The organism is Polyangium sp. 6x1, from assembly GCF_029946515.1.
Classification (GTDB): domain Bacteria; phylum Myxococcota_A; class Polyangia; order Polyangiales; family Polyangiaceae; genus Polyangium.
In genome coordinates, this window is the sequence record NZ_JARZHH010000027.1 from 81,998 (window position 1) to 103,487 (window position 21,490).

The window sequence follows — 21,490 nt, forward strand, 5'->3', positions numbered from 1 at the left end:
GGTACTGATCAACTTAGGCCGTAGCTGATCAAGATTGGCGATCGGCCGTAGCGAATAGCGATTTCGGAGCGTAGGGTCGGCGGGCCTGGAAAAGGCGCCGCCCCGAAGGGTCTGCAAACCCCCGGGGCGACTTGGCCGCAACCCCGTTCACCGGAGTCGCAACCCATGCTCACCTTAGTTCGGTCCCCGTCCGGGGGCCAAGACGGCGGACGTCCGCCCAAGCGAACCCGTAGAGCCCACTTCCCGCCCGCCGAGCAGGCGCGCATCCGCGCCGTGCTGCGGAACCTGCGCCGGGCGTTCGGTTCCTGGTCCTGCTTCGGGGCCGTCGCCGGATACGCCTCGGAAACCCTTGTAGGGGCAGCCTGCCAACCGAGCCGGGCGACGCCGACGCTCGTGTACCGCGTCGCCCGCGCCGTCGGTCTCACGGTCGACGAGCTGCTCCGCCCCGGCCTCCGCGATGCTAACGCCTGCCCGACGTGCGGGCGGAAGGGGGGCGCATGATGGCCGCGTCCCGCTTCCGCGTCCGGCCCCTCCGCGGCTCGGACCTGATCGAGATCCAGCGCTCGAACCTCCGCGCCTTGCTGCGCCACCTCTACCGCGAACACGGGACGTGGACGAAGGTCGCCCACCTCCTGCGCTTCCGCCGCGCCGTCGTCGTGGGCTTCTTCGATGGGACGGAGCCGGGCAACATCGCGCTTGCGCGGAGCATCGCGCGCGCCCTGGGGCTCTCGCTCGACGATGCCCTCGCGGGCATGGCCCCGCCCCGCAAGGCCCCCGCGCTCGCCCTCGTGACGCCGCCGAAGCGGAAGGGGGGAGGCGCCTCGTGACGGAGCACGACCACGACCAAGCCCCCGAGAGCCTTCCCGCGGTGCTCTCCGCGGAGCAGGCGGCTCGCGTGCGGAAAGCGCTCGCCTCCTACCTCTGCCGGGCGACGGCGAAAGAGGCGTCCGATGCGCTCGGCTACGCGCCGAAGTACGTGCAGGCGTTCCTCCGCGCCGAGATCCACTGCACGCTGCACTTCGCCGCGAGCGTGGCGAGCGCAATCAGCGTCGACGTGGATGCCCTCGTCCGGGGTGACGGGCCGTGATCCGGTACCGCGCCTCCCCCGGTGGGGGCGCGCCGATCGTCGAAGCGAACGCGGAGGACATCGAGGCCATGCGCCCGATGCTCCTCCGCTACGTCCGCGCGATCGGCGTGGAACGGCGGCACGTGGACGACGTCGTCCAGGAGACGACGATCACAACGTGGGAAGCCGTGAACGAAGGGCGCGTCCGCGGCGGGGAGAGAACGCCGCCCGATGCGGCGCTCCACGGCTTCGCGCGGCAAACGGCGTGGTTCCACGCCATGAACCTCTCGCGACGCGCCTCAACGCTGCACGAGGCTCCGGCGTCCGCTCTTCGGGACGTCCCGATCCTCGTGTCGCCGGACCCGATGCCCGGCATCGAGGCACGGGACCTGCTCGCGCGGGTCATGGCGTCGAGTCCGAGCGTCGCCCGCGTCGTGGAGTTGGCTGCTCGCGGGCTCATCGGCGCGGACGCCGCGCGGGCCGCGGGGCAACCCCGGGCGACCTTCTACGCCCATGAGAAGCGGCTCCGCGCCGCCCTCCGGAAGCTCGGCGCGACTCCCGCCCCGAAACAGGCTCCACGTTCTACGGAGAAGCAACGGAAGCGCAAGCGCTGAACAGACGAGCGCCGCCTACTCCGGTTCTGTTCCCCTATTCCACTGTCACAAGACCGACAAGCCCAAACCGTCCTCCAGGGCGCAGTTATACTACTATCGCGTGGCCATCAATTTCGTTCTTGTGCAATTCCCACGCTCTTCGATAGAAGTTTGCGATGAGCTCTGCCGCGTTCACGTCGGTCCCGGCCACAAACCAGATCCGAACTGGGTCGAGCCCCATTCGTTCTGCAAGAGAGGTCGCGGCCTCCTTCAGAGCCTCGCTTGGCTGCGCCAGGAAGCGGAGCATTTCCTCCTTGCTATTGCTTCGTTCCTCGATGTCGCGAGCCTCGCGGTTAATGTCAACGCGTAGCTTGTCGAGCGTATTGTACTTCTTCTGTAGCTCATCCGCCTCGTCGCGGAATGCTCTAAGTAGGTGACGGACGCCTGCCGCCGATTCGCCGTCGACCCCATATCTAACAACGCCTGGCGAGGATAGCTGTATAGCCTTAAAGTGCGGCTTATCGCCACGTGGTAGTGACGCGACAATCTTGTCGAGTGCCGACGCGTGCGACCATCCGGAGCCAGCGAACACATAGTCGACGAATTTGTTCCGCAGTCCGCCTATTTCTCGGTCGATGCCTGGCGCAAATAGAGCCTTGGTCGCATATACTTGGGTATACCGACGCTCAAACAAGGCAAGCTCTTCGGCATTCCAGTCGCCATCAAGTAGTATCAGCTGCTCTGGCGGAGCATCGTTCTGGCAGTCCGGCGTGAGCGTCTCGTCATAGTATGAATCTGACGTCGGCAAGTGAGACGTTGGAATGTCTCGCACACGCAGGAATGCAACTCGCCGCACGGCCGAGCCAGCCGTGTCTACAACGTAGACATGCCCATCGCGAGCGCCGAGAAGCAGATCGCGCAGCGATCGATCTCCGTACAAAAATCGTGCAACGTCGTTGTCCGTCAGGCGCAGGACGAGCCAGCGAGTTACCTCGCCGTCCGTATCGGACCAGATCTTGAAATACGGATCCTTGGAGCCTGACCTATACTCAACGAGCCTATCGCCGTCGAAATACTCAACAACGCGGGCCCGGGTGAGTTCGACCGGCAATGCATCGAGCGCGAAGCCAATGTCATTGAGCCTCATTGTGCCCTCACCACCACTTGAATCGGTCCGACTAGGCGAAAGACAGGAGCTAGATTGGGGCCTTGAAACTCAAACAGATTTAAATGGTGTTCCTTGTTGGGCTTCGTAGTCACCCCGTGCGAGTCAACAAGGGTCCCTTCTGCGATATGATTGCCAACGTCATTGGCCAAGTTCGGATACTTGCCGAGCAGCTTACCAAATTTCTTCTGAAGCGCGGCCGCCGTGGTAAATAACGATAGGCCCCACGCAGTGCACGACGGTGGCTGTTCGTGTTGATTACCTTTGTTTTTCTCGCGCTCAGGGTTCGGGAGAAAGTCGTCTTCGATGATTGGATTGTGGACGAGCCTGTAGACCACTCCGCCTGCCGGGTTGTTAGGGGGTGGACACTCAGGCAGGCTCTTGAATCGCTCAGCGTATTTGTACTCCGGCATCGCCGGGCATTCTCTACTACCTTGGATCGGAAGATCAAGTAAGGAGCAGAGCCGAAACCTCTCCGTGGTTTCCAAGTGTACCAGACTTGTCGGCTCATCGAACGTGGTCTTTGTCACATGATAGTCAGCCGACTCCTGGATGCAGCTGCCTCCCTAGAGTAGGATCCGTAATTTAACACACTGGTTTGGGTGTGGCATCCGAGTGGTGTTGGCTGGAGTTATCCTTCGACCTTCGACTGAGGGCGCCTCATGGAACATCAGGAAAGAGTAGAAGCTGTACAGGCGGTCGAGCCGTCGGCGTCCACGTAAACAGGTCGAGCTGTGGTCCCGAAGGTCCTTCTGCCGTGGGCACGACCGATGGCGTCACGGCTGCAACTGGGGGCACTGGGGGCGTGGGCCCCCGTGGGGCATCGCTCGGCTTCCCCTTCCCACCGGGCAGGGCCCGGAGCCACCCCTTGCCGTTCGGCAGCTCGCGGGCGGCGCCCTGCTTCTCCCCGGGGGCCGGGGCGGGCGGCGCGAGCTTCTTCGGCTCCGGTGGCGCGCATGGCTCCGCGGCAAGGGCGCGCTCGACAAGCTCCTGCACGGACCAGACGTGATCGGTGATGCCCGACTCCATGGCCGGCGTCACGCGCAAGGACTCGTGGACCCGGCAGAAGTTGTACCAGGCGACGTGCAGGCTCACGGCGGCGCGGTGATTCTCGATCTTCTTCGAGAAGCCGTTGCAGAGGCGCGTGAAGCGGCGGACGTGCATCCGGACCGTGAGGTTCGCGCGTTCGACGTGCGAGGTAGAGGCCCGATCCAGGTTCGGCGCGCCGTGCGCGGTCTTCTTCGTGATGAAGGGGTCGCGCGGGGGCTCGTAGCGGTGGTCATGCCGCTGCCCGTCCGCGCGCCCCTTCTTCGAGTAGTCCTTCTGGATGACGGCGTGGTCGACCGCGCCGCCGAAGCTCTGCCCGACGGCGACGGGGTAGTTCTGCCAGCCGTCCGTGGAGATCTCGGGGATCGTCACGAGCCGGGCCCGCAGATCCGCGACGAACGCCCGCGTGTTCGCTTCGTCGCGCTTCCCCACGCGGTAGGCGATCATGAGCTTCTTCGTGCGCGACATGGCGAGGTAGGCGTACGCGTCGCCGAACTCCGCGGGATCCTCCGCGGTCACGCGCGCCTGCTTCTTCGCAACGTAGGACCAGATCTCGTCCAGTTCGATCTCGCGGATGTCGAGATCCCGAACGAGCAGGTTGTGCAGGTAGTCGCACCCCGTCCCGACGCGGACGAGCGTGGAGAGGACCGTCGGGAGCGAGACGTCCGTGAGCCGCGACGTCGAGCGCACGCTGGCACCCTCTACGAGGTGCCGAACGACGTTCACGCGCTTGTCCAGCGGCAGGACGTTGGCCACGACGAAAGCCCCAGCAAGGGCCGCCACGGGCGCCGCGTCGCGCCCCATGCGCGTCGTCGTCTCGACCGTTTCAGCGGCTCACTCGATAGGATGAATCTATCACGATTCGCCGCGGTTTCGTGGTTATTCGGCAATGGGATAAGACATTAATTGTCTTAGGCAGGGCCGTTTGCCCGCGGAGATCGGAGGGCGGATCCGCGGGTCAACCGTGCCAACGCGAGGGCGGACAAGCCCCGTCCGCGCCACGCGTTCAGGAGGGGAACGCGCCCGTTCGACCGCACGCCTTCGATGGGGTACACCGCTGCCCATGAACGACAAGGTACACGTTCACTTCGTGCCGTTGCTCGACGCGATCCATCGATTGGATGAGGCGCTTATGGCGATCGACCCCGAGGTCGCGCGGGCGCTGGCCCAACGGGCCCGTGATGGCCTCGCAAACGCCTTGCATGGTCGCCTGCCGTCGGGGCAGCGAAGCGTCTGGGTGGTCGAGGGTTCGTGTGGACACATGAACGTCCACGCCTCTGAGCCGGGAAACCAAGTTGGGTCGACCTGTGGTACGTGCGGCCAGTACCTCGCTGGTGCGACGACCAGGAAGGTGGATGTTCCCGGCGGGGTGTAGGATGCTCCTCGGCGCCCTCGTCAGCCGGGATGCCTTGCGTTCGTCGCGCCGAACCGGCTGATCAAGTTTGATCGGTACCGGACTGAAGGTCGATGAACTGCGCGATGCGCAGTTCATCGAACAGCCGGGTCAAGACCAGCGGGCGACCCTGCCAACCGAGACAGCAGCGCTGACGGTTTCGCTGGCACCGGCCTGTTGGAAGAACTGCGCATCGCGCAGTTCTTCCACGAAAGGTCCAGGGCTGGCCCTGCAACGAGGGGGGCGGACAGCTTAAAAAACTTTCCCCGCATCGACTGCGCTTCGCGCAGTCGATGCCCAGAGGTCCAGGGCTGGCCCTGGTTCGGGTCGAGGGGCGAACAGCCCCCGCGGGGCCCGGGGCGGCGCCCCGGCGCGGCGCCTCCTCGAGGAGCCCCCGTGCTCCGTGCCGTGACGTGGCGAGCGCCGTGCCGCCTGCGCGGTCGTCCTTGCATCGGCGCGACGGTGCCGAGGACACGTTCGCGGCGTGGGATGCACCGGTGCAAGCGCGGCTGTGACGATGGGATCGGCGCGCTTGCGTCGATGCAAGGGTGGGCAGGAACACGGCAAGGCGACGCTTGGACACGTGCAAGCGCTCCCGCGCCGTGTGCTCGACGTCCCTTGAACACGTGCAAGGCACGCTGTGCCAATCGTTTGGGGTGCCTTGCACGTGTGCAACACTCACCGAGCGACTGCCCTCGGACCCTTTGCGCGCGTGCAAGGCGCGTCGCGCGACACGCCGAGAGGAGCTGGAGCGGAAGCGGCAAGCGAGACTCGTTCGATGAACTGCGCATCGCGCAGTTCATCGACCCCGAGTCCAGCGCTTGCGCTGGTCCAGGTCCAGGAGCGGACAGCTCCTGGTGGGGCCTGGGGCAACGCCCCAGCGCGGCGCCTTCGAGATGAGACCCATGACGTCGTTTGACGCGTGCGCTTCGCCCAAGGCTAGGATGCGCGCCGTGACGTACAGGATCCCTCCCTGGGTCCGCGCCCTGCTCGCGGCGGACAGGCTCGCGCACCGCATCGCCACCGCGCGCGAAGGCCTGCGTGACGAGCTGCTCCTCGCCTGGATCCCCGAGGCCGATCGCGCTGCCCTCACCGCCGCGCTCTACGCGCGCCAGAGGACCTACCTCCCCGGCGGCCACCGCTTCGAAAGTGGCCTCTTCACCTGGGAAAAGCGTGCCCTCGACGCGCCCGTCTTCCCGCGCAGTGGCCGTGTGCTCGTTGGCGCGGCTGGCGCTGGGCGCGAGGTCGTTGCGCTGCTCGATCGTGGCTTCTCCGTGACCGCCTTCGACCCTTGCGTGGACTTCGTCGAGGGCGCTCGCGCGCTCGTGCAGGGCCGCCGGGCGGACATCCTCCTCGGCTCGTACGATGACCTCGTCGTGGCCTCCGAGGGCCGCGGCGGACCGCTCGCCTCGCTCGGCGATCCGCCCTCCTTCGACGCCGTGATCCTTGGCTGGGGCAGCCTCTCGCACGTCCTGCCTGCCTCCGCGCGGCTCGGCCTGCTTCGCGCCGTCCGTGCGCTCGCGCCGCGCGCTGTCGTGCTCACGAGCTTCCAGTTGCGACACGACACCGAGGCGAAGACCGAGACCAAGGGACGCCTGCGCGACGCGCTTCGCCGCGCCTTCACCACGATGGGCGCTTCGGGCCGCAGCGAGCCGGGGGACCAGTTCTTCCCGGATGGCGGATTCTTCTCGTACCTCTCGCCCGACGAGATCCCGCGCGCGGCCTTCGAGGCCGGCTACGAGGTCGCGCTCTTCGAGGAGGGCCCCTACCCGCACGCGCTGCTCGCCCCGCTCGCGGGCGCGACCTGAATGGCGCGCCGCGCGCGCGCAACGAAGTCCGGCGGCCGTCGTTGTGGCCTCCGCACCCCGGTGGTACGCTGACCGAGCGTCATCGAGGTGCGCCTTTCGGCGGCGGCAGAAGGAGAACGACGCGCATGGCCGAGATCGAAGACAGAAGCGCCGAGCTCGAAGGCTCCCTCCCCCGCGTGGAGGGCGAAGAGGCCGAGGACACCCGCAAGCCCTACGAGCCGCCGCGCCTCACGAAGAAGCGCTCCGTCGCCCGCGCGACGCTCTTCACGCCCATGGGCCCGGCCATGACGGGCACCACGTTCATGGGCTAGGCATGGCCGTCACGTGGATCGCCCTGCACCTGACGGATCGCTGCCAGCTCGACTGCCAGCACTGCCTGCGTGATCCCGGACGGAAGCCGAAGGATCTCTCGCTCGACATCGTCCACAAGGTCCTCGCCGAGTCGAAGCGCCTCTACCACACGCGTCAGGTCGCGCTCACGGGCGGCGAGCCCACGCTCCACCCCGAGATCGAGGGCGTGCTCGACGCGATCGTGGAGCACGACTTTACCTGGCACGTCGTCACGAATGCCCGGCGCTTCGAGCAGTTCCTCGCGCTCGTGCGCGACGATCCGGCGCGGCGCGAGCGCCTCACGGCCGTGAACCTGAGCCTCGACGGCGCCGACGAGGAGACGCACGACGGGATCCGCGGCAAGGGCAGCTTCCGCGACGTCATGAAGGCCGTCACCCTTTGCACCGCGCACGGCATTCCGTTTGTGCTCCAAATGGTGCTCCACGCGCGTAACGTCCACCAGATCGAGCCCTTCGGCCTCATGGCCGCGCAGCTCGGCGCGACGCGCGCCTCGTTCTCCATCCTCCAGGCGACGGGCACGCACCACGACGAGGAGCTCTACCTGCCGCCGCGGGCCTGGCAAAACGCGCAGCACCGCATCGAGCGCCTCGCCGCCGCGCTCACCGTGCCCGTCACGATGCCCGAGGGGTTTTACCGGGAACAACCGTTCCACGTCTGCGAGCCGATGAAGAGCGAGCTGCTCCACATCGACGTCGAGGGCCGGCTCAACCTCTGCTGCCAGCACGCCGGCGTCCCGAGCGCGGGCCCGCCCCGTGACATCGCCGGTGATCTCGCCACGACGAGCCTGCTAAAGGCCCACGGCCGCCTGCTCGGGATCATCCACGAGACGCAGGCCGCGAAGCTCGCCGCCATGGCCGAAGGATCCCTCGACACGTGGGACCACTTCCCCTGCAACTGGTGCATGAAGCACTTCGATAAGCCCCACTGGGCGAATGACGGCGCGGACGGCCCGTCGGCGCAGCGGGAGCGGTGGCGCGGCGCGTGGGCGAAGAAGGTCACGTTGCCCGTCGTGCGCTAGGCGCCTCGGGGGAGCGCGGGATGCCGAACGCCTGGCCGAAGCGCCTCCACCTCTCCGCGACCGCGCTCGGGTTGCGCCTCTCGCTGCCCTTGCGGGTCGCGCGGTCGAGCCTGCCCGCGCTGCTCGACGCGCTCTCGCGCGGCGCGATCGAGCCCGCGCCGCTCGACGTCATCGACGAGGCGCTCGCGCGCGCCGACGCGATCACCCTTCGCCTGCCGTTCGTCCCCGACACGTGCCTTTACCGCTCGCTCGCGCGCTTCTCGCTGCTCCGCCGCGCGGGGCACGCGGCGCGCTTCGTCATGGGCCTCTCGCGGCCCGATGCGATCGAAGGGCACGCGTGGGTCGAGCTCGACGGCGCGCCGTACGGCGAAGAGCTTTCCCCCGACCTCGTCGTGACGTACGCCTACCCTAAACCCAAGGAGCCCGCCGCGTGACCGAGCCGCGCCTGCCCAGGCCAAACCCCCAGGTGCTGTTCACCGAGCTCGACGACGGCACCGGCGTCCTGCTGCACCTCGACACGAAGTTCTATTTCACGCTGAACGCGGCCGCCGTGATCGTGTGGAAATCCCTCGCCGAGCCCCTCGCCGGCCGGGGCGCGATCGCCGAGCGGATCACCTCGCTCTTCCGCGTCGATCGCGACGCCGCCGCGCGTGACGTCGACAGCGTGCTGCGCGAGATGCTCGACGACGGCCTCGTGCTCCCAGCGGACGCCCGGTGAAAACCGCGGCGCTGCACGGCGTGACGCTCGCCTGGACAACCGAGGACGGCGCGCCCGATCTCGTCCACGAGCTCGGCCTCGACGAGGGCATCGGCCAAGCGGACGGCCGTGGCATCATCGAGATCGTCCTCCGCCGCGCGACCGAACCCTCCTTCGCGGATCCCGCCGCCGAGGGCTTCCGACCCTCGTTTTTCCACGGAGTCGTGCAGGCCTACCGCGAGCCCGAAGGCGCCCCGCAGGCCTTCCTGCTCTGGGATCGCCGGAGCCGCATCCTCGTCCCCGCCGGCGGCGCGCGTATCGAGGCCAGCCTCGCCTCCGAGGAGCTCGTGCCCGGCTCGGCGCGCGCGTCCCTCGAGATCGCGCTCTCGCTCGCCCTCCGCTTCGTCGGGCTCTTCCACCTCCACGCCGCGGCCCTCGTCCACCGCACGCATGGTGAGACCGTCCTCGTCGTCGGCGGCGCGGGCGCGGGCAAAACGACCACCACGATCACGCTCGCGTCCGCCGGTTACGGCTTCCTCGGCGACGACGCGCTCCTCCTCGAAGACGACCCTCTCGGGCGGCCGCGCCTCTGCGCCCTCCCGCGCCCCTTTCACGTCGGCCCGGCCGCGCTATCGGCCTTCCCGCGCCTCGCGCCCTTCGCGGGCTCCACGAAGGGCCACGGCGACAAACGCGACGTCGACCCGAAGCTCGCCTTCCCGGGCCAAGCCCGGCCCACCTGCCTTGCGCCCACCCTCGTGCTTCACCCGTGCATCGAGCCTGATCAGCCGACCCAACTCGCCCCCCTCGCGAAGGCCGATGCCCTCGGCAACCTGATCGCGTCGAGCGGCGGCCTCGTGATCGACGACGTGCCCGGAAAAACCGAGCACCTCGCCCTGCTCACGCGCCTCACGAACGGCGCGCGCCACTACGATCTGCGCATGGGCCGTGATCTGCTCGACGACCCCTCGATCCTCCCGTTCGGGATCGACGGCCTCGACTACTAGAAGAAAAACTGCGCGCAGCAGCCCTCCTCGATCCCACAAGCGAAGGAACCGAGGGTGCTCTCGCACTTGCCGACCTGCATCCCGTTGATGGAGCAAACACAGACGGCCGTGGTGCCCGGCTGCGCGAAACACTCCGTGCGGACGTCGCTGCCGTTGCACGGGCCTTCGCACGAGCACGACCCGTCCGAGGACTGCGAGCAAAGCGCATCCGAGCAGTCGCTGCCCTGATTCTTGCACGCCTCGAGCGCCTGGATGAACGGGAAGCAGAGCGAACTGAAGCACTCGCCGTTCATGCCCGCGTTCTTCGCGATGCACTCGATCGCGGCCGTGACCTCGTTCAAGCACGCACCAGCGTTTTCGAACTCTGCCTGGCAATTGGAGAGGCAGTCCGAGCCCCCGCAGTCCGGGCTCATGCCGAGGTTCGCGCACGCCTGCTCGCAAAGGCTCTGCGGGTTGCCCGTCGCGCTCGAGCTCGTCGTGTTCGTCGTGTTCGTCCCGGCGCTGCCGTTTCCTCCGGCGCCCGCACCGCCCGTGCCGTCCGCGTCGATCACCACCTTGCCGCCGCAAGCCCCGAGCCCCGCGAACGCGAGCGCCGCGATCCCCAGGAAACCAAGCATCGTCCGTTGCATGGCGGCATCCTAGCCCGGACGGATGGGGTGAGCGAGGGGACGGAGGCGCACGCCCACCGGGGGTTCGTCTCGCCCGCGCCGTTGCCACACAGGGCCCGTTTCTGCGCTAGGATGCCCCGCCTCGGTGCTCCTTCCGACGCTCCTCGCCCAGCTCTTCGCCGCGCCCCAGGCCGCGCCCGCCGCGACCCAGGCCACGCCGCCCGCCGCCGTTTGTCCTTCGGGGACCCGCCTCGTCGAGGGCACCCATTACGAGAACGTGCAGCGGCTCTGCACGACGTGGCGCGTCGGCCACTGTTATTCGTTCCTCCCGGGCATGCTGGCCCTCGAGCCCATGGCCACGCCGGTGCGCGTGTGCATGGACGAGCACGAGTGGCCGAACCGCGAGGGCAAGCGGCCCGAGGTGATGATGCGGTTCGTCGAGGCCGAAAAGAAATGCGCCTCGGTGGGCAAGCGCCTCTGCACCGAATTCGAATGGGAGCTCGCGTGCGAGGGCCCCGAGACGACGCCCTGGCCCTATGGCCACACCCTCGACCCCGACGCCTGCAACTCCACGAAAGATTTCATCCCGTACGACGAGGGAAAGCTGAACGCCGACGAGCGCCGCGTGCGCGAGGTCGAGACGTGGCGCCTTTACCAGGGCGAGGCGAGCGGATCCCGCCCGCGCTGCGCGTCGAGCTACGGCGTGAAGGACCTCGTCGGCAACGTGGAAGAGTGGGTGCGGACGTCACGCAAGGAGTGGCGATACCGTTCGTCGCTCAAGGGGGGATTCTGGGCCAAACCCTGGGCCCATTGCCGCGGGACGAACGACTCGCACGGGCCGATGTTTCGTTATTACGAGATCGGCTTCCGCTGCTGCAAAGACCCCGAAGAGCCCGTCACGGCGCCGGAGCCTGCGCCGGAGCCTGGACCGGCGCCTGCGGCGGCACCGGAAATGACGCCGTCGCCGTAGCTTCCTCCGAGAGCCGCCCCTCGATGCCTTTCGCGTGGTCGGGCAAAGGCGGCAGGTTCGTCTCGTCGTACCCCGGCGCGACCCAGTAGACCTCGGGGGAAGGACGATATCCGCTGAACCAGCGCCGCTCCTCGACGCGGCCGTCGACGTACGAAATGCGGAGCGTCGAGGTGACGTCGTAGCCGCGCACGCCCTTCTGTCGATGAATGCGTTTTCCGGGCGGCAGATGCGATTTCACCGTGATGCGACGGACGAAATCGTACGACTGCCCGACGCCATAGCCGTATTCGACCTTCGCGACCGGCTCGCCGCCGAGGATCTCCACGCGCACCTTGTTCGGTTGCGGGAAATGCGCGTGGATCATGACCGGGAACGGATAAGGATTCTTGAGCTTCAGGTCGACGATCGGAAAGCTCACGGTCGCGTCGAGGCCGAGCTTCGTGTAGCTCGATGCGCGCGAGTGCCCCTGCCGATGCAGGACCTCGAGCCCGCCATAGACGGCCGCGCCGTGCAGCGTCGAGGAGAGCTGGCAGGTGCCGCCGCCGATGCCGTCCGTGAGCTCGTCGCCCTGGATCTCGGGCGCCAAGGTGAAACCGTTCTCCCGCGTGCGAGGCCCGACGCGATCGTTGAAGGAAAAACCCACGCCCGGCGGCAAGACGACACCGTCGATCTTGCGCGCGGCGTTGCGGATGTTGACCGCGCGCCCCGCGCCCGAGCCGAAGAGCGAGAACGAGGTTTCGAACGAGGCGACGACCTTCGTCACGTCGACCTGCGCGAGCTCGAGCGCGGTCACCTTCGCCGGCACGCGCCGCGTGACGAGGCGGATCACGACGCCGTCCTCGAAGCTCGCCGCGCGCATCTCCGCGAGCGAGGCGTCGATGTCGAGCTCGCGGCCGGGGACATCCTCGATCTTGCGCTTGTTCTCGAGGTCGAGCACCGCGTCGACGGGCGCGATCACGAAGCGCGGCGCGATCGACTCGAGGAACCGACGCGCCTTCGCCTCGTCGATCCAGAAGGAGAGCGGCACGAAGACCTGACCGCCTCGCGCGAGGCGCGCCTCCCGCATGCGACGCAGGAGCGAGCCCGTATGCCCGACCTCGCCGGCGTGATCGAGCGAGGCCTGCAGGTCGATCTCGACGCCGACCGCGCCGAGCGTCGTCTCCACGATCTCGCCGTCGTGATGGAAGCGCGCTTCCCAGGCGAGCGCGTCGAGCTGACGGCGCGCGAGCCACGAGGCGGGCGAGCCTTCGTCGGGCACGCGTTGCTCGCCGAGGAACAGGCCCTCAACGACGGGAGAACGTGGCCCGTACCGATAGGCGCCGAGCCCGAGCCCCGCGGCGACCGAAGTGCCGATGCCCAGGACGAGGAGGAGATTGGACTTTTGCACGGAAGACCGCCGCAATCGTAGCGGAGACCTTTCCGTCTTTGGAAGTTTCTCGACAGGCGATGGAGGAAGATCACGCATGGCGTGATCGAGAACGCTCACGCGCGGGAGCCTCGTTCCGCGGGCAGCGCATGCCCGCGGGGCGCGTCATTCGCGCTCTTCGCCCCCGAGGCCCTTCGGCTCCGCGCAGATCCCGCGGTACCGCTCGGCATTCACCACATAATGGGCGGCGCCGGCGATGCCGAGCATCGCCTCCTCGTCGGTCACCTCGCGGACGACCTTCGCGGGGCTGCCTTTCACCATGGATCGCGGCGGGATCACCATCCGCGGCGGCACGAGCGCGCCGGCTGCGATGACCGAGCCCGCGCCGATCACCGCGTTGTCGAGCACGATGCTGCCCATGCCGATGAGGCAGCGATCCTCGACCGTGCAGCCGTGCAGGATCGCCCCGTGGCCGATCGTGACGTCCGCGCCGATCGTCGTCTTCGAGACACCGTCCGTGAGGTGCAAGCAGGCGAGGTCCTGCACGTTCGTGCGAGGGCCGATGCGGATCGGGCCGATGTCGCCGCGCAGGACGGCGCCGAACCACACGCTCGCCTCGTCGCCGAGCTCGACGTCGCCGACGAGCGTCGCGTTCGGCGCGAGGAAGACGCCTCGGCCGAGCCGCGGCGCATGGTCGCCGTAAGGAAGCACGAGTGCCATGCGCCTAGCCTCCCCCGGGCCCCGGGGTCACGATCGGGAGCGAGCGCCGCTCCCCCGCCGCGCGGGGCTTCGGTGCCTGCGCGGGTACCGCGGGGAGCGGCTTCGCCGCCGCGCGCGCCTCGTCCGACAGCTCGGCCTGGAGCGAGTGCTTGTTCGCCCGCGTGACCATGACCTCGACGATCGACCCGCGCAGATCGAGCCCCTCGGCCCCGACGACGTGCACGATCTCGTTGCGCTCGGTGCGACCCGACCAGGCGTTCGTGCCCTCCTTGCCCGCGCCCTCCACGAGCACGCGCTGACGGCTGCCGACGAGCCCTTGCAGGTGCGCGCCGAGCAGCTCCTCGCTCACCTCGAAGAGCCGCGCAAGCCGCTCGCTCTTCTCGGCCTCGGGCACGTCGTCCGCGAGCTTGCGGGCCGGCGTGTACGGCCGCTGTGAATATTTGAACCCAAACAGTCCGCGGAAGCCCACCTCTCGCACGAGCGAGAGCGTGGCGGCGAAGTCGTCCTCGGTCTCGCCCGGGAAGCCGACGATGATGTCGGTCGAGAGCGACAGATCGGGCAGCCGCGCCACGAGCGAGCGCACCCGCGCGACGTACTCGGCCCGCGTGTAGCGCCGGATCATGCGCTTGAGGACACGATCGCTCCCCGACTGCACGGGCAGGTGCACGTGACGGGCGAGGACCACCAGATCCGCGTGCGCCTCGATGAGCGAGGGCGTGAGGTGCCGCGGGTGCGGGCTCGTGTACCGGAGCCGCGCGAGCCCGGGGACCTCGGCCGCGATGCGCCGCAGGAGCGCGGCGAACTCGCTCTCGTCCGGATCGTCGGGCGAGGCGCCGGGCGCGCGCGGCAAGGCTGCGCTCGGATCGCGGTAGCTGTTCACGGTCTGCCCGAGCAACGTCACTTCGCGGACGCCCGTGGAGACGAGGCCCGCGATCTCCGCGATGATCTCCGCGCTCGGCCGGTACCGCTCGGGCCCCCGCGTATACGGCACGATGCAGAAGGAGCAACGCTCGTTGCAGCCCTTCATCGTGGTCACGTACGCCGTGGGCGCACGCGTGGCTCCGCTCTTCGGAGCAGAGCCCCCATCGTCGAGGGGGTTTGGGGGCGTAGCTCCGCTCGTCGGAGCGGAGCCCCCATCGTCAAAAGACGCGGTCAAAAAGTGCGGGGCTTCGAGGTCGAAGACCGTCCGCACGAGCGGCGGCGCGCCGAGGCCGATGTCGTCGAGCAGGCGCGGCAGCTCGGGGATGTTGTCGGGTCCGAGCACGAGGTCGATGCCCTGGCTTCGGGTGAGCAGCCGCTCGCCCTCCTGCTGGGCCACGCACCCGGCCACCACGAGGATCATCTCGGGGTGCTTCTGCTTCCACTTCGCGAGGCGGCCGACCTCGCTGAGCAGCTTCTGTTCGGCCTTTTCCCGGACGCTGCAGGTGTTCAGCACGACCACGTCCGCGGCCCGCGGGTCTTCCGATTCCGTATAACCGGCGCGACGGAGGACCTCGTGCATCCGCTCGGAGTCGTGGACGTTCATCTGGCATCCGAACGTCGTGATGGCGTAACGAGGCATGGGGCGCCGCTCATGTAACAAAACGGCGGAGGGGCGGCCAGCGCGCGGACGCGCTTCTTCACGCCGTGGCTGTTGCAGTGGGCGAAAGATGCCGCGATGATGGCGGCCGGCGCGGGAAAAAGGCGCTCTTCCGACCTCCGAGCCGCGCGTGGCCCCTTGCGGGCACAGCGGACGTGCACGAGAGCACGGGGGCACGAAGGACAGACCAAGGAGAGGACATGTCGTCGGCGAAATTCGAGACACTCGTGGACCTGTTCGAGCGCTCCGTCCAGCAGTTCAAGAACAAGGATCTGTTCGGCGTGAAGAAGGACGGCACGTGGGTGTGGACCACCTACGGCGAGGTCGGCAAGCTCGTCGACGACTTCCGCGCGGGGCTCGCGTCGCTCGGGGTGAAGCGGGGCGACAACGTCGCCATCATCTCGAACAACCGCATCGAGTGGGCCGTCGCGGCCTACGCGTGTTACGGGCTCGGCGCGGCGCTCGTGCCGATGTACGAGGCGCAGCTGCCGAAGGAGTGGGCCTTCATCGTGAACGACTGCGCGGCCGTCGCGCTCATCGCGGCGACCGAGGAGATCTACCAGAAGGCCCAGGAGATCCCGGAGAAGGCGCCTTCGCTCAAGCACATCATCGGCCTCACGCGCCCGAAGAGCGAAGCCACGTCCTACGCCGCGCTGCTCGAAGCGGGCGCGAAGAGCCCGGCGCCGGCCATCAAGCCCACGCCCGCCGACACCGCGTGCCTCATCTACACCTCGGGCACGACGGGCAACCCCAAGGGCGTGATCCTCACGCACGGCAACATCGCCTCGAACATCAACGCCGTGCACGAGATCCTACCGCTCGTCACCGACGACCGGAGCCTCTCGTTCCTGCCGTGGGCGCACTCGTTCGGCCACACGTGCGAGCTGCACGCGCTGCTCTCGCTCGGCGGCGCGATGGCCCTCGCCGAGAGCGTCGACAAGATCGTCGCGAACCTCTCGGAGGTGCAGCCGACGATGCTCTGCAGCGTCCCGCGCATCTTCAACCGCATCTACGACGGCGTGAACAAGCAGATGGCGGGCAAGCCGAAGCCCATCCAGGCGCTCTTCAAGTCGGGCATCCGCTCGGCCACGAAGAAGCGCAAGGAGGGCGCGGGCTCGCTCTCGATCGGCGAGAAGATCACGCTCGCGATCGCCGACAAGCTCGTCTTCTCGAAGATCCGCGCGAAGTTCGGCGGGCGCATGAAGTACGCCTTCAGCGGCGGCGCGGCCCTCTCGCGTGAGGTCGCCGAGTTCATCGACGCGCTCGGCATCACGGTCTACGAGGGCTACGGCCTCACGGAGACGAGCCCGATCGCCACGGCCAACCGCCCCGGCGCGCACCGCATCGGCAGCGTCGGCAAGGCGATCCCGCACGTGAAGATCGTCATCGACAAGGAAGCGTCGGGCGACCCGAAGCACGGCGAGATCGTCATCTACGGCCCGAACATCATGCAGGGCTACCACAACCGCGACGAGGAGAACCAGGCGGTCTTCACCGAGGATCGCGGCTTCCGCACGGGCGACCTCGGCTACCTCGACGACGAGGGCTACCTCTACATCACGGGCCGCATCAAGGAGCAGTACAAGCTCGAGAACGGCAAGTATGTCTCGCCCGCGCCGCTCGAGGAGCAGCTCAAGCTCTCGCCTTACATCCTCAACGCGATGGTCTACGGCGACAACCGCCTCTACAACGTCGCGCTCGTGGCCATCGACGTCGAGGCCGTGAAGGCGTGGGCGCAAGGGCACGGCCTCTCGTTCGAGAGCGACGCGGCGATGTGCGAGAACGCGCGCGTGAAGGAGCTCGTCATGGACGAGATCCACAAGTACTCGGCCGAGTGGAAGGGCTTCGAGAAGATCCAGAAGGTCACGCTCACGAGCGAGGACTTCACCACGCAGAACGGCCTGCTCACGCCCTCGCTCAAGGTGAAGCGCCGCGTGGTGTGGCAGCGCTACGGCCAGCAGATCGAGGCCCTCTACGCCGAGGGCAAGTCCAAGGGGCAGAGCGCGGCGACCGCCGCTTGAAGCCTCTCGCGGGCGTCGTTCGTTGACGCCTCTCGCCTCCGCTTCTACCCTCGCTTCATGCACAACCAGGCTCGCGTGGCGGCACTCGCGGCGGCGGCGTGGCTCGTGGGCGGCTGCGCGAGCAGCGCCGCGCGCTCCGCAGGCCCCGAACCCGTCGTGATGGTCGGCGACGGGGTCAAGGCCAAGGCCGCGGACAAACCTGGCACGGCTGCCACGAACGATCCGAATGCCGCGCGCATGGCGGCGCTCAAAGAGGCTGCCGAGTACGGGATGATCGGGCTGCTCCAAGGCCCGGGGGACAACCTCCCCGAGGTCGGCGGTGTGGAGGGCGGGGTCGTCGGAGGCGTCCTCGCAGGTCCGGTCGGCGTGTACGGCGGCCTTGGCCTGAGCGGCGTCGGCATTGGCGGCGGCGGGACGGGCGAGGGCATCGGCCTCGGCTCGCTCGGCACCATCGGGCATGGCTCTGGCTACGGCCACGGCAGCGGCTATGGCTACGGATCGAGCCGCCCCCACGAGCGCGTCAAAGCCCGCATCGAGGCCGCCACGATCACGGGCCCGCTCACCGACGAGGTCGTGCAGCGCATCCTCGTGGATCACCGCGACGACGTGCAGGACTGCTACCTGCTCGAGTCCAAGCGCGGCAGCCATGTCCGGGGCCGCATGACGCTCTCGTTCACGATCGACGGCGCGGGCCGTGTGGACGAGGTGTGGGTCCCGGAGTCGACGTTCTGGTCGCGCGAGCTCGCGAGCTGCGTCGCGCAGGTCGTGGGCACCTTCCGCTTCCCTGCCCCGCCTGCGGGCGCGCAGGTCAAAGTCCTCGTCCCCGTCGCCTTCTGATTGCATCGACCGCATCGCGGTCGATGCACCAAAGGTCCAGGGCTGGCCCTGGTCCGGGTCGAGGGGCGGATAGCCCCGGGGTTTGGGGCGTAGCTCGGCGTGCCGAGCGTAGCCCCATCGTTGACCAGACGGGTCCGGGGTGAAACCCCGGCGCTACGCTCCCCTCAGACGTCGTACTCGTCGTCTTGAAGGATCGCCTCGGCGCCAAAACGCGCCCGTGCTTCGAGCAACTCGTGGTCGGTGATCCACGTGCGCTCGCATTCGGCCAGCGGCGCGACTTGGTAGACGTCCTTGCGGCTTTCGCCGTGCCCGTCTTCGAGCACGCGGACGACCTCGTGGTGGAAACCGCACGAAGGGCAGAGGGCTCGCATGGCCTGATTTATAGTTCGAAGGCGTAACGCTCGCTTCGAAAAAAGCGAACGCCCCCGCTCCGTGTGGAGCGAGGGCGCTCGGGTAGGACCGTTAGGGTCGGTCCGTTGGACGGGGCGTGATCAGTGCGCCGCGGGCGCCGCCGACTTCACGTCCGTCTTGATGCGCATGCCGTAGAACGACCGGTACACGAAGATCGCCGACGCGACGAAGAAGATGCCCGCGAGCACGAGGCTCGTCTGGTGCGGGATCTTGATCGCGAGCTCGACGGCGAGGAGGCCGAAGAGCGTGGTGAACTTGATGATCGGGTTCATGGCGACCGAGGACGTGTCCTTGAAGGGATCGCCGACGGTGTCGCCGACGACCGTCGCCGCGTGGAGCGGGGTGCCCTTCTCCTTCAGCTCCACCTCGACGAGCTTCTTCGCGTTGTCCCAGGCGCCGCCGGCGTTCGCCATGAAGAGCGCCTGATACAGGCCGAAGAGCGCGATCGAGATGAGGTAGCCGATGAAGAAGAACGGATCGAGGAACGCGAAGGCGAGCGTGCCGAGGAAGACCGCGAGGAAGATGTTGATCATCCCGCGCTGCGCGTACTGCGTGCAGATCTCGACGACCTTCTTGCTGTCCTCGATGCTCGCCTTCTCGGCGCCTTCGAGCTTGATGTTCGCCTTGATGAACTCGACTGCGCGGTAGGCGCCGGTCACGACGGCCTGGCAGGAGGCGCCGCTGAACCAGTAGATCACCGCGCCGCCGACGATGAGGCCGAGGAGGAAGGGCGCGTTGATGAGCGAGAGGCGCTGGATCGCCTCCACCACGCCGAACTCCGTCTGCAGCTCGAGGATGATCGAGAAGATCAGGGTCGTCGCGCCGACGACTGCGGTGCCGATGAGCACCGGCTTTGCCGTCGCCTTGAACGTGTTGCCCGCGCCGTCGTTCTCCTCGAGGTAGTGCTTGGCCTTCTCGAAGTCGACGTCGAAGCCGTGTTCCTTCTTGATCTCCTCCTTGATGCCGGGGATCGACTCGATCACGCTGAGCTCGAAGACGCTCTGCGCGTTGTCGGTCACCGGGCCGTAGGAGTCGACCGCGATGGTCACCGGGCCCATGCCGAGGAAGCCGAAGGCCACGAGGCCGAAGGCGAAGACCGGCGCGGCCATCGTCGACGTGAAGACCGTCGCGAGGCCCTGGAGCGCGACCATGTACGCGATGCCCATGAGGCCCGCGATGACCATGCCGAGCCAGTAGGCGCTGAAGTTACCGGCCACCATGCCGGAGAGGACGTTCAGCGACGGGCCGCCCTCGCGCGACGAGGTCACGACCTCGCGCACGTGGCTGCTCTCGGTCGAGGTGAAGATCTTGACCGCCTCGGGGATGATCGCGCCGGCCAGCGTGCCGCAGCTGATGATGAGCGAGAGCTTCCACCAGAGCGTGCCGTCGCCGAGGGTCGGGATGAGCAGGTACGACACGACGAACGTGAGGCCGAGCGACACGAACGAGGTGAGCCACACGAGCCAGGTGAGCGGCGCCTCGAAGTTCATCTTGTCGACGGTGCCGTAGCGGGCCTTCGCGATCGCCTCGTTGACGAGGTAGCTGACGACGCTCGCCACGACCATCATGATGCGCATCACGAAGATCCAGACGAGGAGCTGGACCTGCGTCTTGACGTCCGCGACCGCGAGCAGGATGAACGAGATGAGCGCGACGCCGGTGACGCCGTACGTCTCGAAGCCGTCGGCGCTCGGGCCGACCGAGTCGCCCGCGTTGTCGCCGGTGCAGTCGGCGATGACGCCCGGGTTACGCGCGTCGTCTTCCTTGATGTTGAAGACGATCTTCATGAGATCGGAGCCGATGTCGGCGATCTTCGTGAAGATGCCGCCCGCGATGCGGAGCGCCGAGGCGCCGAGCGACTCGCCGATCGCGAAGCCGATGAAGCACGGGCCTGCGTACTCGCCGGGGACGAAGAGCAGGATGATCAGCATGACGAGCAGCTCGACGCTGATCAGCACGGTGCCGATGCTCATGCCGGCCTTGAGCGGGATCGCGTAGGTCGGGAAGGGCTTGCCGCGGAGCGACGCGAACGCCGTGCGGCTGTTCGCGAACGTGTTGATGCGGATGCCGAACCAGGCGACGCCCGTGCTGCCTGCGATGCCGACGAGGCTGCAGAACAGGATGAGCGCGACGCGACCGACGTCGAAGTGCTTGAAATAGCCGTAGTACACCGCGATCACGAGGCCGATGAGGACCTCGAGGAGCACGATGAACTTGATCTGCGTGATCAGGTACGTCTTGCAGGTCGCGTAGATGAGCTCAGAGATCTCGAGCATCGAGCGATGCACGGCCATCTTCTTGAGCTGCATGTAGATCGTCATCCCGAAGATGAGACCCAGCGCGCAGACGCCCATGCCTGCGAGGAGCAGGGTGCGTCCGTCCGTGTTCCCCATGAAGGAAACGGAGCCCAGATCGGGCAACTTGAGCGAAGCCTCGTCCGCCTGTGCGGGACGAGCCAGGGCGATAGCGAACAGCGCGCCCACGACGGCCAGGGCGCGCGCGGGCCACGCTCGCGCCCAGCTCGGGCGCGAAGAACCCTCTACGTTCATGACGGTGTGCCTCCTTCAAACGAGGAGTCCGCCGACGATGGCTCCCGCCTTCGTGGCGATCTCCCAGGTTCCGAGGGGTTGGCCGCCTGCGTGAGACGCGGATGAGCGGGCACCGACGGGGTTCTTCCCCGCGGCGCAGGCTCCGTCGAAGTACGACCCGCTAGCCCTGACGCCGACGCTTCAGCACAGCCTCGCCCTCGACGGTTTTCCCCGCCGAGGCGCGCGCTTGCTACCACAACGCGTCTTCCCCGTCATCTTTCTTTTGTCGGAGGTGGGGCCGGCGGTGC

22 protein-coding genes are annotated in these 21,490 nt (G+C 67.7%); 13 read left to right on the forward strand and 9 right to left on the reverse strand.

Going from position 1 to position 21,490, the window contains the following annotated elements; all coding sequences use genetic code 11:
- Positions 1-497 precede the first annotated feature (497 nt).
- From QHF85_RS24630 to QHF85_RS24640, 3 genes are read left to right on the forward strand one after another with little or no spacing between them, the layout of a single operon-like run.
- On the forward strand, positions 498-827 hold the full coding sequence (locus QHF85_RS24630; protein ID WP_281329741.1) for a hypothetical protein: 330 nt from the start codon (positions 498-500) through the stop codon (positions 825-827).
- The gene (locus QHF85_RS24635; protein ID WP_281329742.1) at positions 824-1,087 is read left to right on the forward strand and encodes a hypothetical protein; all 264 of its coding nucleotides are present in this window, start codon (positions 824-826) and stop codon (positions 1,085-1,087) included. The genes QHF85_RS24630 and QHF85_RS24635 overlap by 4 nt, the downstream gene beginning before the upstream one ends.
- A complete protein-coding gene (locus QHF85_RS24640; RefSeq protein WP_281329743.1) occupies positions 1,084-1,680 on the forward strand; it encodes a sigma factor in 597 nt (198 codons plus the stop codon). The genes QHF85_RS24635 and QHF85_RS24640 overlap by 4 nt, the downstream gene beginning before the upstream one ends.
- A gap of 85 nt (positions 1,681-1,765) precedes the next feature.
- Here QHF85_RS24640 and QHF85_RS24645 read toward each other — a convergent pair whose 3' ends face one another.
- From QHF85_RS24645 to QHF85_RS24655, 3 genes are all read right to left on the reverse strand, one after another.
- A complete protein-coding gene (locus QHF85_RS24645) occupies positions 1,766-2,806 on the reverse strand; it encodes a hypothetical protein (protein WP_281329744.1) in 1,041 nt (346 codons plus the stop codon).
- Positions 2,803-3,237: a hypothetical protein gene (locus QHF85_RS24650; RefSeq protein ID WP_281329745.1), complete on the reverse strand. Its 435-nt coding sequence runs from the start codon at positions 3,235-3,237 to the stop codon at positions 2,803-2,805. Before QHF85_RS24650 ends, QHF85_RS24645 begins: the two co-directional genes overlap by 4 nt.
- Before the next feature lie 247 nt (positions 3,238-3,484).
- Positions 3,485-4,675: an IS1 family transposase gene (locus QHF85_RS24655; protein ID WP_348652759.1), complete on the reverse strand. Its 1,191-nt coding sequence runs from the start codon at positions 4,673-4,675 to the stop codon at positions 3,485-3,487.
- A gap of 259 nt (positions 4,676-4,934) precedes the next feature.
- Between QHF85_RS24655 and QHF85_RS24660 the strand changes: the two genes are divergently transcribed.
- From QHF85_RS24660 to QHF85_RS24690, 7 genes are all read left to right on the forward strand, one after another.
- Positions 4,935-5,246: a hypothetical protein gene (locus QHF85_RS24660; protein WP_281329746.1), complete on the forward strand. Its 312-nt coding sequence runs from the start codon at positions 4,935-4,937 to the stop codon at positions 5,244-5,246.
- 971 nt (positions 5,247-6,217) lie between these two features.
- On the forward strand, positions 6,218-7,072 hold the full coding sequence (locus QHF85_RS24665) for a class I SAM-dependent methyltransferase (RefSeq protein WP_281329747.1): 855 nt from the start codon (positions 6,218-6,220) through the stop codon (positions 7,070-7,072).
- Between the two features lie 125 nt (positions 7,073-7,197).
- On the forward strand, positions 7,198-7,383 hold the full coding sequence (locus tag QHF85_RS24670; RefSeq protein WP_281329748.1) for a hypothetical protein: 186 nt from the start codon (positions 7,198-7,200) through the stop codon (positions 7,381-7,383).
- A gap of 2 nt (positions 7,384-7,385) precedes the next feature.
- Positions 7,386-8,441 carry a radical SAM protein gene (locus QHF85_RS24675; protein WP_281329749.1) on the forward strand — a complete coding sequence of 352 codons (1,056 nt, stop codon included), beginning with the start codon at positions 7,386-7,388 and terminating at the stop codon, positions 8,439-8,441.
- A 20-nt stretch (positions 8,442-8,461) separates the two neighbouring features.
- Positions 8,462-8,875, forward strand: coding sequence for a lasso peptide biosynthesis B2 protein (locus tag QHF85_RS24680; RefSeq protein ID WP_281329750.1), 414 nt, complete (start codon positions 8,462-8,464; stop codon positions 8,873-8,875).
- Positions 8,872-9,159 carry a PqqD family protein gene (locus tag QHF85_RS24685; protein ID WP_281329751.1) on the forward strand — a complete coding sequence of 96 codons (288 nt, stop codon included), beginning with the start codon at positions 8,872-8,874 and terminating at the stop codon, positions 9,157-9,159. The genes QHF85_RS24680 and QHF85_RS24685 overlap by 4 nt, the downstream gene beginning before the upstream one ends.
- Positions 9,156-10,142 (forward strand): hypothetical protein, encoded by a 987-nt coding sequence (locus QHF85_RS24690; protein ID WP_281329752.1) that lies wholly within the window; start codon positions 9,156-9,158, stop codon positions 10,140-10,142. The genes QHF85_RS24685 and QHF85_RS24690 overlap by 4 nt, the downstream gene beginning before the upstream one ends.
- On the opposite strand, the gene QHF85_RS24695 is transcribed toward QHF85_RS24690, so the two are convergent.
- Positions 10,139-10,771, reverse strand: a complete 633-nt coding sequence (locus QHF85_RS24695; protein WP_281329753.1) for a hypothetical protein — start codon at positions 10,769-10,771, stop codon at positions 10,139-10,141. The two genes, QHF85_RS24690 and QHF85_RS24695, sit on opposite strands and share 4 nt — an antisense overlap.
- Positions 10,772-10,895: 124 nt before the next feature.
- Here QHF85_RS24695 and QHF85_RS24700 point away from each other — a divergent pair, with 124 nt between their 5' ends.
- Entirely contained in the window at positions 10,896-11,720 is an 825-nt protein-coding gene (locus QHF85_RS24700) for an SUMF1/EgtB/PvdO family nonheme iron enzyme (RefSeq protein WP_281329754.1), read from the forward strand.
- Here the strand turns inward: QHF85_RS24700 and QHF85_RS24705 are convergent.
- The 3 genes from QHF85_RS24705 to QHF85_RS24715 all read right to left on the reverse strand — a co-directional run bounded on the left by QHF85_RS24705 (position 11,647) and on the right by QHF85_RS24715 (position 15,367).
- Positions 11,647-13,107, reverse strand: a complete 1,461-nt coding sequence (locus QHF85_RS24705; RefSeq protein ID WP_281329755.1) for a VanW family protein — start codon at positions 13,105-13,107, stop codon at positions 11,647-11,649. The genes QHF85_RS24700 and QHF85_RS24705 overlap by 74 nt on opposite strands.
- 144 nt (positions 13,108-13,251) lie before the next feature.
- Positions 13,252-13,806: a gamma carbonic anhydrase family protein gene (locus tag QHF85_RS24710; protein ID WP_281329756.1), complete on the reverse strand. Its 555-nt coding sequence runs from the start codon at positions 13,804-13,806 to the stop codon at positions 13,252-13,254.
- Positions 13,807-13,810: 4 nt separating this feature from the next.
- Positions 13,811-15,367, reverse strand: coding sequence for a MiaB/RimO family radical SAM methylthiotransferase (locus QHF85_RS24715; protein ID WP_281329757.1), 1,557 nt, complete (start codon positions 15,365-15,367; stop codon positions 13,811-13,813).
- Between the two features lie 218 nt (positions 15,368-15,585).
- Here QHF85_RS24715 and QHF85_RS24720 point away from each other — a divergent pair, with 218 nt between their 5' ends.
- On the forward strand, positions 15,586-17,406 hold the full coding sequence (locus QHF85_RS24720) for a long-chain fatty acid--CoA ligase (RefSeq protein WP_281329758.1): 1,821 nt from the start codon (positions 15,586-15,588) through the stop codon (positions 17,404-17,406).
- Between the two features lie 57 nt (positions 17,407-17,463).
- Complete coding sequence (locus QHF85_RS24725) at positions 17,464-18,243, forward strand: AgmX/PglI C-terminal domain-containing protein (protein WP_281329759.1); 780 nt, start codon at positions 17,464-17,466, stop codon at positions 18,241-18,243.
- 164 nt (positions 18,244-18,407) lie between these two features.
- Here QHF85_RS24725 and QHF85_RS24730 read toward each other — a convergent pair whose 3' ends face one another.
- Both QHF85_RS24730 and QHF85_RS24735 read right to left on the reverse strand, forming a co-directional pair.
- Positions 18,408-18,614, reverse strand: a complete 207-nt coding sequence (locus QHF85_RS24730) for a hypothetical protein (RefSeq protein WP_281329760.1) — start codon at positions 18,612-18,614, stop codon at positions 18,408-18,410.
- A gap of 120 nt (positions 18,615-18,734) precedes the next feature.
- Positions 18,735-21,203, reverse strand: a complete 2,469-nt coding sequence (locus QHF85_RS24735; protein ID WP_281329761.1) for a sodium-translocating pyrophosphatase — start codon at positions 21,201-21,203, stop codon at positions 18,735-18,737.
- Between the last annotated feature and the right edge of the window lie 287 nt (positions 21,204-21,490).